This is a genomic window from Staphylococcus simiae, from assembly GCF_017357005.1.
In the GTDB taxonomy this organism is placed as follows: Bacteria; Bacillota; Bacilli; order Staphylococcales; family Staphylococcaceae; genus Staphylococcus; species Staphylococcus simiae_A.
In genome coordinates this window covers 827,050-840,415 of sequence record NZ_CP071589.1, presented here as the reverse complement: position 1 = coordinate 840,415, position 13,366 = coordinate 827,050, and the positions used below count along the sequence as shown (strand labels likewise).

The following is a 13,366-nucleotide window of genomic DNA, read 5'->3' as shown; positions in this document are numbered from 1 at the left end:
CAATTATTTACTTTTTATTTTACAGTCCCCAAAATATGAGAACCAATTTATATTAAAATGTCCTTATTAGCACTTATAATTCCAAACCTAGACTTTCTCATAAAAAAGAGGCTAAGACAATTGTCTCAACCTCTCAAAACTTAACTTCATATTCAATCATTTAGATAATTATTGATAAACCTAGAATTTACCTTTTTTGAATGCTAAGCCGATACCGCCAATTTTGAATATAGCACGTGTATCGATAACTTTTTTCATAAATGCAGCTTTTTTACCAGTAATTGGTTTACCGTAAACTAAACCTACACCATCATGAGAACCTAAAGAACATACAGTACCACGATCAACGTATTCGAAATCTTCTGTTGGTTCACCATTTAAAATATGTTTAATGTTTTTAGCAACTTGTTCACCTTGTTGCATAGCAATTTGTGCAGTTGTTGGTAATGGGCGCTCTTCACCAGCTGGAATAAATGCAGAAACGTCACCAATAACAAAGATATCATCATAACCTTTAATAGTTAAATCTTGCTCAGTAACAATACGACCACGTTTAACACCATCAAATGATTGTTCCATTAAATGACTTCCGCGTACACCTGCTGCCCATACTGAAGTTCCAGCATGTAATTGTTGTTTTTCACCATTAACTTCTACAACGAAACCTTGTTCGTTACAAGCTACGATTGGTGTAGCAATTTTAAATTCTACGCCACGATCTTCTAAGTAGCTAACTGCGTGGTTAACTAATTCTTCAGAGAACATTGGTAACATTTTTGGTGCAGCTTCAACACAAGTAATTTTAACTTTGTTTTGGTCTACCCCATATTTGCTACATAATTCTGGAATTCTGTCTGTTAATTCACCTAAGAATTCAACACCAGTAAATCCTGCTCCACCAACTAAGATAGATAAGTCATTATCATCTTTTTCTTTTGAAGATGCATAGTTAGCAAATTTATCTTCAATATGACGTGATAATTCACGAGCAGTGATAACATTTTCGATTTGATAAGCATAATCTTTCATACCTTCAATGCCAAATGTTTCACTTACGAAACCTAATGCTACAACTAAAATGTCGAAATCATAGATTCCTTGATCAGTTTCTACTTTTTTAGCATTACGATCAATTTTAGTTACTTCTGCTTTAACGAAGTTAACTTTGTCTTTCTTCAAGACACTTTCCACAGGGTATAATAAATCTTCATAATTAATTGTACCTGCAGAAGCTTCATGTAACCATGTAGCTTCATAGTGATAATCATTTTTGTTAATTAATGTAATCTCAGCTTCCTCTGCAGAAATTGATTTTTGCATTTTTGTAACTGCTTGTAAACCTGCATACCCCGCACCAAGTACAAGTACTTTTTTACGATCTTGAGCCATTATATTCACCTTAGCTTTCATATTTTTTTACCAAATGGTGATAATTGTTATTATCAAATGGATATTACTTGTAATACCACAATGACAACAAGTTTATCATCATTTCATAATTTAAGTCTTTTAATTTATGTTTAAATTCCCGTGGTGTTCACAAAAAAGACAACTTTCAATCCAGTTCTAATTCTATAGCTTTTTAATGATATTTTCAAGTTACTTCAAGCTACTTTGTGAAAAATTTAATTTATTTTATTAGTCTAAAAGTACAATTGTACTTTTTTATACAAATTAATTTGATAATTTAACTTTTAGAGGCAATAAAAAAGTTGGGATGCTATAAAATAGTACCCCAACCTAAATAACCAATTTGTTCAATCTATCATCACAATAACTTTATTTTATTAACAATTTTCTGGGTTTCCTGCTACTTTTGCTGTTCTAAATGAGCTTCCACATCCACATGAAGCAATAGCATTGGGATTATCTATTTGGAATCCACCACCCATTAATGATTGTTTGAAATCTACTGTTGTACCGTTAAGTACAGGTGCATCATATTTATCTACTAATACTTTTAAACCATAAAATTCCAATATTTCGTCATTATCACCTGGCTCAGCTTCAGCACTCATACCATATGTTAAACCTGTACAACCTCCACCATTAACTTTAATTTTAAGATAACCGTCTGGCATGTCGTTAGCTTTAAGCATATCTTTCACTTCATATGCTGCTGCTTCTGTTAATACTACTGTTGGCATATTATGTCCTCCTTAAAAAATCCATGTTTCTTTTATATGTGAATAAATATTTTGTAATAATTCTTCAGGTGAATCTCCTTCAACAATATCACCATTTACTAAAGCGTACAACCCAGCTGAACAAATACCGCAATTTGTTAAGCAACCGTATTCCAGCACATCAACATCGGGATCATTTTCTAGTTGATCGTAGACGTAGTCGCCACCTTTAGCCATGTTTGAAATACAAAATTCTACAATCGGATTCATACTTCACCTTCTTATATCATTTGTTTCAATATTATAGCATTTTAATACTACATATTTAATGTAACATGCTCAAATTTTTTTATATCGCATATTCACAATCGAGAAAATGATTTCACAATATTTATTTGTAGTCAATTTGAAAAAAATATATAATAAGTATATATTTAAAAATTCACAATATTAAGGGGTTTATTATAATTAGATAATTGTTATAACTTTATTTATTTTTAAGAACTTAGCAATTATTTTATAATGACAAATAAGTAAACGAATAATACATAAAGGGGTATTTCATTATGAAGAACATCGTATTATTGGGTGGGGGCTATGGAAATATGCGTATCATGTCACGTATTTTCCCTAATTCATTACCAAAGAACTATCATGTGACATTAATTGATCGTATGCCATTTCATGGTTTGAAACCAGAATTTTATGCTTTAGCAGCTGGGACTAAATCAGATAAAGATGTTAGAATGCATTTTCCTGAACACCCTCAAATTAATACTGTATATGGAGAAATAAGCGATATTAATTTGGATGAACAAATTGTCACAGTTGGAAATTCTAAAATAGACTATGATGAATTAATTATCGGTTTAGGTTGTGAAGATAAATATCATAATGTACCTGGTGCAGAGGAATACACACATAGTATTCAAACACTTTCTAAATCAAGAGAAACATTTCATAGCATTAGTGAGTTACATCAAGGTGCTAAAGTCGGTATTGTAGGTGCCGGTTTAAGTGGCATTGAACTTGCTAGTGAATTACGTGAAAGTCGCCCAGACTTAGACATATTTTTATATGATAGAGGTCCACGAATTTTAAGAACTTTCCCTGAAAAATTAAGTAAGTATATTGCTAAATGGTTTGAAAAACACCGTGTCACTGTCGTAGCAAATTCTAATATTAACAAAGTCGAACCTGGTAGAATATACAATTGTGGTGAACCAACTGATCTAGATTTAGTTGTTTGGACTGCTGGTATTCAACCAGTTGAGATTGTTAGGAATTTACCAATTGATATTAATAGTAATGGTCGTGTTATTATTAATCAATATCATCAAATTCCAACTTATACGAATGTATATGTCGTCGGTGATTGTGCTGATTTGCCTCATGCACCAAGTGCTCAATTAGCTGAAGTGCAAGGCGATCAAATAGCTGATGTATTGAAGAGACAATGGAAAAATGAACCTTTGCCAGAGAAAATGCCTGAATTAAAAGTTCAAGGTGTTGTTGGTTCTTTAGGAGACAAACAAGGTTTTGCATATATTATGGATCGAACAGTAACAGGTCGTCTAGCTTCTATATTGAAATCTGGAGTCTTATGGATGTATAAATACCATAACGGTTAATTTAATACCAAAAAGTTATGGACTATAGTACACAATAAAAATGTGTTACTATAGTCCATCATCTTTATTATTAACTAAAATGATTATCTAAAAATCTAGTTAATTGCTTTGTTTGAATATATCCATCAGCTACATACTCATCATTCATCGTAATTAAAGGATAAAATAATTCATCTTGTTCTATTCTTTCAATAAATTGTTGGTCATGGTCTGTTAAATTTTCTGTATCTTTATTTATATCAATATACGTATAATTAAAATTAAATTCTGGATATTTTCTTTTTAACAATGGTTGTATCCATTCAAAAATATCCTTTGAAGTAGGTGCATTGACACAACTTGCGCATATAATATCTGCCCCATAAACTACGACACTGATATTTGTCATAATAATCCCCCGTTTGTTTGATAGATTTTTATCGTTCTATCCATTATAATATATTAATAAAGATTATTAAATACACCTGTCGAAAGGAGACTTGCCTGATGCCTACTGAAAATGCAACTATGTTTGATCAAGTAGCAGAAGTGATTGAGCGTCTTCGTCCATTTTTATTACGTGATGGTGGCGACTGTTCACTAATAGACGTTGAAGATGGTATTGTTAAATTACAACTACATGGTGCATGTGGTACATGCCCAAGTTCTACAATTACTTTAAAAGCTGGAATTGAACGTGCTTTACACGAAGAAGTTCCTGGAGTTATCGAAGTAGAACAAGTATTCTAATATAATAATATATAACATAAGCTAACAATAGTTGATTTAAATTCAATTGTTGTTGGCTTATTTTTATTATTTATCTGTCTTAAAATTTGAGAACTATAAACCTCTATCAGTCCGATTTATTATAGAGCCCAAAAATGAGCCGAGACAATATTAGTCTCAGCTCTTTTTTGTTACTTATTATTTTTATTTATCCACTTTTGGTTGTGGTTTGTCGTCCATATGTTTAGCTATTTGTTGGTCTAAATAAACCCAACCTTTCCAACCTATATGAACAGCGTCACTGATAACATATTTTTCGTAATCTTTATCAGTCATATCATAAATTTTGCCGCCATTATCTACTACAGTAGAATGGATTTTCTTGTATACTGCATTTCGTCGTTCTTTATTAATTCCAATATGATCATACCATACACCGTTAGAAGGAATACTAACATATTGTACATCAGCACCTGCTTCTTTCATTGTTTGTACGAGTAATTCTAAATCTTGGAATTCTGGAGAATTGACATTAAATTCATAATCACGGTTAATCTTACGCTTATTTTCTTTGATTAGTTTCCAATACGGATCTCTAATATCAAATTTATTGGTTTTTGTGTTATCCTTACCAATTTCGACTGCTTTATCTTTCATTTCTGACCATGATGCCGTTTCACTAGTTACAGGCTTTACATGAGATAAAGGAGGTTTAGTGACAGAAAATAGTGATTTAATTGCTTCAATTTTCATTAATTGATTTTCTCTAAAAGCAGAAATGTAATTCTTAGATGATGATTGTTGTGGATCTTTAGCAATTTCTCTTAAGTACGCTTTATTATGAGCATGTGGAAATTGTAATAATCGTTCTGCATATTGTTGTTTTAAATCATTAGGCATTTTCTTTTGTTGAAACATTTCGTTGATTTGCATTTGAGACATACGTGCATCAAAATTGTCATTTGTTAATCCGTGGTTCGTAAACCACTGTGGTGAAATGATAAAAGTTAATTTTTTACCTTTCAGTTGATCATATTGAGCCGCAAGTTCCACTGCATTAATTAAATCTGTAGATCCTCCAGTTCCAAGTAAAAATGTTTGTTTACTTGAATTATGCTTATTTAAAGCAATGGCTGGATTGAATGGATCATCTTTACCTAATTCACTAGAGCCATATATTGGATAATATTTGTTAGATTGATATAACTTATTTTGAATGAGTGTGCCTTTTAATACTTGATCTGTCAGTGATATTCTATTATCTGCTAAAGTTTGTTCAGTAACTAGTCCTGTAAACCATCTAGCAGGCATGAATAGAAAGACAATAAATATAGCTCCACTAATTAGAATTGGTAAAAAAGGTTTTATTTTCATCGTAATTCTTCTAAAGCTTCAACAATTTTATTTGGAGTTGCCCACTCATCTCTATCGAAGTCCATGATAGATACTTCAATATCAAGTTTGTTTTGAATTTCTAGTAACAAACCAACTGTTTGGAATGAATCAATAATACCTTCTTCAAAAATTTCTACGTCTGGATTTTCTTTTACGATATCATTTTCTGCAACTTCTGCTAATAAATTTAATACTTGTTCTCTAAATTCCATAATTAAATTCTCCTTTATTATATAAGTTTACCTGAGAAGATTAAAAAGCCAAATGCTACAAAATGGAAAGTTATTAAAATACTAATAGCTGTTGTAAATCCATTTTGGAAACGTGGCGGGTGTTTCTTACGCCAACGCTCATAATAGCCATAACCTATAAATAGTGCCGCATGGTATAACCCATACGCAATGTAAAATATTTCTAATCCATGCCAAACTCCCATGATGAAGAAGTTTAAGAAGAATGCTATGTTAGACATTGCGAATTGACTCTTCAATAACTTTTTACGAGACATGTAAAATAGCGATCTCATATAAATACAATCTCTAAACCAGAATGATAATGACATATGCCATCTATTCCAGAAATCTTTAATATTCTTAGACTGGAATGGTTTATCAAAGTTTGGTGGTGTTTTAATACCAAATAAATAACTAAATGCAATTGCAAATAAAGTGTAACCAGCAAAGTCAAAGAATAAATAGAAACTGTAAGCATACATATATAACCACATATGTGTGAAGCCATGCAGATTCATTTGTAATGGGTTAATAGCATATACATTGATAAAGTAGGCAATAATATATTTATATAAGAAGCCTAACATAATCATATGAATTGCTTTTAACACTAATTCACGATATTCACTACCCGTTGGTACTTTTTTATCATCTTTAACAAAACGTTTATAACGATCGATTGGACCTGATGAAATCGTTGGAAAGAATGAGATAAATTGAATTAATTTACCTACTTTAATTTCTTTAATCGAACCATCACGGATTTCCATAATTAGTTGTACACTTTTGAAAGTTACATATGAAATTCCTAAAAATCCAACAAATTCAATTAATTTACTTTCGTGGAAATGAATTTGATGTCCACCTAACCACGAACTTTGTAATACTTTAACAATTGCTAAAGGTAATATAGATAATGATGTTACTATTGCAAATTTAGCAAACGTATTTTTTTTAGCTCTTGAACGGAAGTAATACATAATTAATACAACTTGCCAAACAATGTATATTAAAAAGCTAATTAATTGAACACTTAAATATTTTTGATCAAATAAATTATGTTTATTTGATGAGAATATTAATACGACCATGAAAGCCGTTACTAAGCCATTATAAATGTAGCTTCGCTTACCCAAAAATCCAAGTATAATGACTGGTATTAAAGCAATAAAGGCAATTAAGAAGAAGGTAAAATCACCATAAGGAATCATCCGTTAATTACCTCTGCAATTTTTTTACGATCTAATTTACCATTATTCGTTAATGGTAATTGTTCCATCCAAACAAATTTACGTGGAATCATATACTCTGGTAAGAGAGATTTTAAATCATGTTTAATATTTTTTGTCATTTCTAAGTCATTAGTTACTTCAGCTGTTGGTACTACTGCACCGATTAAATGAATGACTTTATCATTTTTATATACAGGTACGACAATTGCTTCTCTAACAAATTCAGACTGGCGTAATTGCGTTTCAATTTCTTCAAGTTCCATGCGGTAACCATTTAACTTGATTTGGAAATCAATTCTACCTTGAATAAACCACTGTCCATCTTCAAATTTAGCTTTGTCACCCGTATGGTAAGTACGAATACCATCATCAAAATTAAATACTTCAGATGTTTTTTGATCATTCTTAAGATAACCAATACTCACACTTTGTCCTTCAATAACTAATTCACCTTCGTCTGTTGTTGATAAACTAGCACCTGGTCGCTCAACACCAACAGGTAAAGTTGGATATTGATCCAATACTTCTTGAGTTATTTGAATACTTGTTACCGCAACTGTCGCTTCAGTTGGACCGTAAGTATTATAAATTGTCGCATTCGGGAAGCGACTAACCAGTGCTTGTGCTGTTCTATGCGGTAATATTTCTCCACAGAAGAAGAATTGATTTAAGCTACTATATTGTTCTTCATTTAAGTTTGGTAGTAATAAACACATTTCCATAAATGAAGGAGTAGAAACCCATACATTAATTGGTGTGTTGGATAACATTTCATTTAATAATTTAGGTTTATTTATCATGTTTTTATCTACTAGATTTAAAGTACCACCAGATGCTAAACATGGATAAATTGCCATTACAGATAAATCAAATGAGAATGGTGCTTGGTTAAGCCATTGTTGTTCACTACCAGATTGATTTAAATCAACCATCCATTCAGTAAACTGTACTAAACTTGCATACTCAATTTGAACACCTTTTGGCTCACCTGTAGAACCAGATGTAAATATAGTGTATACCATGTCATTATCTTTAATTTGACTATCAAAAATTACTGGATAATGTGATTGTTTAATTTCTTCAATATTAAATTCTTGACCATATTCACTATTTAATTCATTGTCAGTCGTATTAAAAATATATTCTGGTTGCACTTTTTCGATAATCATTTTAATACGGTCTTCAGGAATAGATGTATCAATAGGTACATATCCACAACCAGCTTTAATAGCACCTATCATACCAACAATCATATATGGTGACATATGACCAAATAAAATCATTGGCTGTTTACTATCTTGTAAACGATGTGCTAATTTGCTTGATTCTTCCATTAATTGTTTATAAGTTATTTCATCAGTTGCATGTCTTACTGCTATGCTTTCCGGATTAACTTGAGCGATATTTTGCAGTTTATTAATTATGTCTGTCATATTCGTCTCCCTCATTAAAACTCATTATAAATGAAGTTATTATGTGTATCGCCACTACCATATATTAAATATAGCGTTATAAATATTGCTAAATATAAAATTGTTAATAAATATGGTTTGAATGCTTCAACATATTTATTTGGCGGTTGTTTACTTTTTGACTTCATATTGCACCTCTTAACGTTCTGATTAAAAACGTTTTTATAAAGTTAACTGAATATAAAATACGTTTTGTAATTTGTTTTTTACAATTTATTATATCCATATCTCAAATAAAATTCAATTACATTATCATTGTCTTGCAATCTATTAAAATAAAATATGGTTGTCTATTAAGACATATATTAATTCTAATGGTTAATTATTATTAAGACAATTACAGTCTACATAACAATTTTGTTATATATAACAAAACACTCACTTATAAAATACGATTGATGGTTTACAATCATTTAAAAGTTACTAATGTGATAACTTTATTTTATAAGTGAATATTAAATTAACAATATTATTTTACTGGTGTAATTGCAGGTTGTAACTCTAGGACAGCTTTAATATTATCAATACATAATTGAATCATGTTGTCCCTTGTTTGAAGTGAAGCACTTCCAATATGTGGTGTAACAATAACATTATCAAAATGCATTAATGGATGTGTGTTATCAATTGGTTCATGCGTAAGTACATCTAGACCACAGCCTAAAATTTCATTATTTTGCAATGCAGAAACAAGTGCATCTTCATCTACTATGGGTCCTCTACCAATATTTATAAAAATAGCATCATCCTTCATTTGTTTAAAAGCTTGACTATTGAAGCGATGCTTGGTGTCATTAGTTAATGGTGCCGTACATATAATAAAGTCGCTTCGCTTTAATAAATCTTCAAATGACACGTATGTGGCATTTAATTGTTGTTCCGCTTCTATGTTACGTGAACGATTATGGTAAATAATTGATGTATTAAATCCTTGAAGCCTTCTTGCAAATGCCTGACCAATTTCTCCCATTCCAAATATACCTACAGTTGAATTAAAGACATCTTTGCCTGCTAATAAATAGGGGCTCCAACTTTGCCATTGATTATTTGCAATATATTTTTCTGACTCTACTATTCTTCTTGCAACAGCTAACATAAGTGTAAATCCTAATTCTGCTGTTGTTTCCGTTAGTACATCAGGTGTATTTGTTACTATCACACCATATTTTGCTGCTTGTTCAATATCGATATTATCGTAACCTACTGCCATATTAGCAATGATTTTTAAATTCTGTGCTTGCTCTAAGACATTTTTATCAATTTGTTCACTTAAAGTAATAAAACAAGCATCTGCTGATTGTAAACCTTTGATAAATTGTTCTCTAGACATTGGAATAAGTATTTCCGGCCACATTTCAACTTCACCTAATTGGTTAAGTTGTTGATAAAAACGCTCTGGAATAGCTCTAGATACTAAAATTTTCACCATAAAGATCACTCATTTCATTTATATCTTAATTAGTTATATTATAAATTTTTCAATTCCCTTATAACTTCGTTCAAATCTTTAAATGAATATGTTGGTTGAATTTCTTTTGATTGAACATCCTCTAAAGATGATACTCCTGTTTGAACATGAATCGTATCCATACCTACATTAATCCCTGACATAATATCTGTATCATAGAGATCACCTACCATTGCTACTTCTGATTTATCCAAGCCTAAAATATCTAATGCTTTCATCATAATAACTGGTTCTGGTTTACCAATAAATTTAGGGTTTACGCCAGTAGATACACTAACAACACTGGTAATAGCTCCGTTTCCAGGTAGCAATCCTCTTTCTTTTGGAATAGAAACATCTGGATTGGTTGATAGGAAAGTGGCACCTTTTCGAACTCCTAAAGTTGCTATAGCCAGTTTGTTATATGTCACTTCTTCATCCAAGCCAATAACAACATAATCAACATCTTCATTATCTTTAATTTCTATACCCGCCTCAGTTAGCGCTGTTTTTAAGCCATTACCTCCAAGCATATAAACCGAAGCTTGACTTTGCTGATCCGCAATATATTCTGCAGTGGCAAGTGCAGATGTAACAACCTCTTCAGGTTTAGCATCAATTTTCATTTCACGTAATTTTTCAGTTACTTGTTCAGGTGTTTTCGTTGAGTTATTTGTCACATATAAATGTGGGATTTGTTGTTCATTTAAGTAATCTATAAATTGTGCAGCTCCATCAATTTCGTCTGTTCCCATGTACATCGTGCCATCTAAGTCTATTAAATATGCTTTGTAATTCTTCATTATTGATTTTCTCCTTTGCCAAAAGCGGTGATTGGTACATTTTCGTTTTGTAAAAATTGAGTAACTTCAGAAATGAATGTTTGATAAGCAGGAAGCGCCCTATCAAATAACGGCATCACTGATGTTACATCTAAATCTATATAATCGTGTGCAAATTGCTTACGAATATCTACAGTTTCATTTATAGATTGTTGTGTTTCTTTTGAAATTACATTTTCTAATTCTAAAATATCAATGACATCTTTATAATTACCTGGATCTCTTAAAATAAATGCATCAATAATCATATTACCGATATCGACTGATGATTCTATTAACATTTGTGCGATACGTTCAAATGCATAGACATTATTTTTATTTGGATTGTAATCCTCTGTTAGTTTTTGTAAATACATAAGTTTTTGAGTTAATTTATCTTTGTCTACAAAATACATTTTTCTGTCACCTCTTATCACTATATTATCATAATTTTGCAGTGTGATTCATTTGTCGTTATACTATCGTTATTACTATTTAAAAGGAGTCATGAATCATGATTGATATGTATTTGTATGATGATAGCGAAGATAGCCAAGTTCAATTTGTTGGTTTCGTTGGAGAACACAGTCGTTATGACTTAATGCTTGTTCAAACAAATCGCCATTACGGTAAGACTTTAGTACTCAATATGCAAACGAATAAATTTGGTATTATCGGTACAGATGATATTGAAGAAGAAGGTTATATTGCACATATTTTAGGTGTCTCTGCCGAGGAAGGCGATGAAATAATAGAATACTTAAAAGAAGTTATCTTTTAACAAATAGTAAACCCTTAACATCAACGGACATTTTGTAATGTCTCATTCAGTTAAGGGTTATTAATTATTAGTATCAAATTAAATCTTCAATTCACTTTATTGTTCTATGTCTTGAATCGTCGGTTTTATTTTAACATCATGTAATTTATTATCTTCATCAATAATATCTATGTCTTCATCTTTTACAACTAACTCTTTTACTTCCTGTTTAGAAAGCTTTCTCACAACAAAATAAGGACAACCAAAATTGCAGTACTCAAGAATGTAATCTTGAATATTTGAAAAACGTTTACTCATTTCAGCTTTTTTGTTGGTATCTTTATAAAATCCTTTTAATCTAAGTTGATCGTAACCGAAATCCCCAACAATATAATCGTATTTATCCAAAATATCAGAATATCTTGCTATAAAATGTTCTTCATCAAAACATTCTCTATAATCTTCAATTAGCTCGAAGTAATGTTGCTCTACTTTTATCAAGTTCTTCACCTATCTATTAAATTTAAAGACTTAATTTATACGCTTCACAGATTTAAAAAGTATCTATGTCTCTTTAAATGTTGATTTGTATAAAATAAGTCTTTATATGATTAATTAGTTATTTAACTGTTCTTCACCTTGACGTTGTCTTTCTTTTGCAGCTTCATTTACTTGCTCATCTGCATGATATGAACTACGTACTAATGGTCCAGCTTGGCAATGTTTAAATCCTTTATCCATTGCAACTTTTCTTAACTTACCAAATTCTAAAGGTGTATAGTATTTTTGAACTTTTAAATGTTTACGAGAAGGTTGTAAATATTGACCAATGGTTAAAATATCTACGTCATTTGCACGCAAATCATCCATAGTTTCATATAATTCTTCTATTGTCTCACCTAAGCCAACCATGATACTTGATTTAGTAGGGATATCTGGTTGTAGTTCTTTTGAACGGCGTAAAAATTCTAATGTTCTATCATATGTTGCACGTGCACGAACCCTCGGTGTTAAGCGACGAACTGTTTCAATATTATGATTTAAAATATCTGGTCTTGAAGCCATCAATGTTTCTAACGCTTCGTAATCTCCACCCATGTCTGATGGTAAAATTTCTATAGTTGTAAATGGATTTCTTTCTCTTACTTTACGAACTGTTTCAGCATAAACATTTGATCCAGCATCTCTCAAGTCATCACGCGCAACAGCAGTAATAACTACATGTTTTAAATTCATTAATTCTACAGATTCAGCAACACGTTCTGGTTCATTCAAATCAAGTTCATTAGGTAAACCTGTCTTAACTGCACAGAAACGACAAGCTCTTGTACATACTGCACCTAGAATCATAAAAGTAGCTGTACGACGAGCCCCCCAGCACTCATGGATGTTAGGACATTTAGCTTCTTCACATACCGTGTTTAGATTCTTCTCTCTCATCATCTTTTTAAGTCCTGTGTAGTTCTCGTTAGTATTTAATTTTATCTTTAACCAATCAGGTTTACGTAATATTTCTTCATTTTTTGTCGCCATAACAACAC

Annotated in this window: 17 protein-coding genes; 3 read left to right on the top strand and 14 right to left on the bottom strand. The window is 31.1% G+C overall.

From position 1 onward, the window contains the following. Positions 1-180: 180 nt before the first annotated feature. The 3 genes from J3R86_RS03835 to J3R86_RS03825 all read right to left on the bottom strand — a co-directional run bounded on the left by J3R86_RS03835 (position 181) and on the right by J3R86_RS03825 (position 2,396). Entirely contained in the window at positions 181-1,389 is a 1,209-nt protein-coding gene (locus tag J3R86_RS03835) for an NAD(P)/FAD-dependent oxidoreductase (protein WP_207518119.1), read from the bottom strand. 398 nt (positions 1,390-1,787) lie between these two features. Continuing rightward, positions 1,788-2,147, bottom strand: coding sequence for a HesB/IscA family protein (locus J3R86_RS03830; RefSeq protein ID WP_002463244.1), 360 nt, complete (start codon positions 2,145-2,147; stop codon positions 1,788-1,790). Between the two features lie 12 nt (positions 2,148-2,159). Further along, positions 2,160-2,396, bottom strand: a complete 237-nt coding sequence (locus J3R86_RS03825; RefSeq protein ID WP_002463242.1) for a YuzB family protein — start codon at positions 2,394-2,396, stop codon at positions 2,160-2,162. A gap of 296 nt (positions 2,397-2,692) precedes the next feature. Between J3R86_RS03825 and J3R86_RS03820 the strand changes: the two genes are divergently transcribed. Then, a complete protein-coding gene (locus J3R86_RS03820; protein ID WP_207518118.1) occupies positions 2,693-3,757 on the top strand; it encodes an NAD(P)/FAD-dependent oxidoreductase in 1,065 nt (354 codons plus the stop codon). Positions 3,758-3,827: 70 nt separating this feature from the next. On the opposite strand, the gene J3R86_RS03815 is transcribed toward J3R86_RS03820, so the two are convergent. Continuing rightward, positions 3,828-4,145 carry a YuzD family protein gene (locus J3R86_RS03815; protein WP_207518117.1) on the bottom strand — a complete coding sequence of 106 codons (318 nt, stop codon included), beginning with the start codon at positions 4,143-4,145 and terminating at the stop codon, positions 3,828-3,830. Positions 4,146-4,243: 98 nt separating this feature from the next. Between J3R86_RS03815 and J3R86_RS03810 the strand changes: the two genes are divergently transcribed. Continuing rightward, the gene (locus tag J3R86_RS03810) at positions 4,244-4,486 is read left to right on the top strand and encodes a NifU family protein (protein WP_002464399.1); all 243 of its coding nucleotides are present in this window, start codon (positions 4,244-4,246) and stop codon (positions 4,484-4,486) included. A gap of 183 nt (positions 4,487-4,669) precedes the next feature. Here J3R86_RS03810 and dltD read toward each other — a convergent pair whose 3' ends face one another. From dltD to J3R86_RS03770, 8 genes are all read right to left on the bottom strand, one after another. After that, positions 4,670-5,839, bottom strand: coding sequence for a D-alanyl-lipoteichoic acid biosynthesis protein DltD (gene dltD / locus J3R86_RS03805; protein WP_207518116.1), 1,170 nt, complete (start codon positions 5,837-5,839; stop codon positions 4,670-4,672). Continuing rightward, on the bottom strand, positions 5,836-6,072 hold the full coding sequence (dltC, locus tag J3R86_RS03800) for a D-alanine--poly(phosphoribitol) ligase subunit 2 (RefSeq protein WP_000395692.1): 237 nt from the start codon (positions 6,070-6,072) through the stop codon (positions 5,836-5,838). The genes dltD and dltC overlap by 4 nt, the downstream gene beginning before the upstream one ends. A gap of 17 nt (positions 6,073-6,089) precedes the next feature. Next, positions 6,090-7,304 (bottom strand): D-alanyl-lipoteichoic acid biosynthesis protein DltB, encoded by a 1,215-nt coding sequence (dltB, locus tag J3R86_RS03795; protein ID WP_207518115.1) that lies wholly within the window; start codon positions 7,302-7,304, stop codon positions 6,090-6,092. Continuing rightward, positions 7,301-8,758, bottom strand: a complete 1,458-nt coding sequence (dltA, locus tag J3R86_RS03790) for a D-alanine--poly(phosphoribitol) ligase subunit DltA (RefSeq protein ID WP_207518114.1) — start codon at positions 8,756-8,758, stop codon at positions 7,301-7,303. The genes dltB and dltA overlap by 4 nt, the downstream gene beginning before the upstream one ends. Positions 8,759-8,772: 14 nt before the next feature. Then, positions 8,773-8,925, bottom strand: coding sequence for a teichoic acid D-Ala incorporation-associated protein DltX (locus J3R86_RS03785; RefSeq protein ID WP_000837751.1), 153 nt, complete (start codon positions 8,923-8,925; stop codon positions 8,773-8,775). 341 nt (positions 8,926-9,266) lie between these two features. After that, positions 9,267-10,226, bottom strand: coding sequence for a 2-hydroxyacid dehydrogenase (locus tag J3R86_RS03780; protein ID WP_207518113.1), 960 nt, complete (start codon positions 10,224-10,226; stop codon positions 9,267-9,269). 38 nt (positions 10,227-10,264) lie between these two features. Next, positions 10,265-11,047 carry a TIGR01457 family HAD-type hydrolase gene (locus J3R86_RS03775; protein WP_207518112.1) on the bottom strand — a complete coding sequence of 261 codons (783 nt, stop codon included), beginning with the start codon at positions 11,045-11,047 and terminating at the stop codon, positions 10,265-10,267. Beyond that, a complete protein-coding gene (locus J3R86_RS03770; protein ID WP_207518111.1) occupies positions 11,047-11,481 on the bottom strand; it encodes a DUF86 domain-containing protein in 435 nt (144 codons plus the stop codon). The genes J3R86_RS03775 and J3R86_RS03770 overlap by 1 nt, the downstream gene beginning before the upstream one ends. A 98-nt stretch (positions 11,482-11,579) precedes the next feature. Here J3R86_RS03770 and J3R86_RS03765 point away from each other — a divergent pair, with 98 nt between their 5' ends. Further along, the gene (locus tag J3R86_RS03765; protein WP_207518110.1) at positions 11,580-11,846 is read left to right on the top strand and encodes a DUF3055 domain-containing protein; all 267 of its coding nucleotides are present in this window, start codon (positions 11,580-11,582) and stop codon (positions 11,844-11,846) included. Between the two features lie 96 nt (positions 11,847-11,942). Here J3R86_RS03765 and J3R86_RS03760 read toward each other — a convergent pair whose 3' ends face one another. Both J3R86_RS03760 and lipA read right to left on the bottom strand, forming a co-directional pair. After that, entirely contained in the window at positions 11,943-12,326 is a 384-nt protein-coding gene (locus J3R86_RS03760) for a YutD family protein (protein WP_207518512.1), read from the bottom strand. Between the two features lie 114 nt (positions 12,327-12,440). Next, positions 12,441-13,358, bottom strand: a complete 918-nt coding sequence (lipA, locus tag J3R86_RS03755; RefSeq protein WP_002464388.1) for a lipoyl synthase — start codon at positions 13,356-13,358, stop codon at positions 12,441-12,443. Between the last annotated feature and the right edge of the window lie 8 nt (positions 13,359-13,366).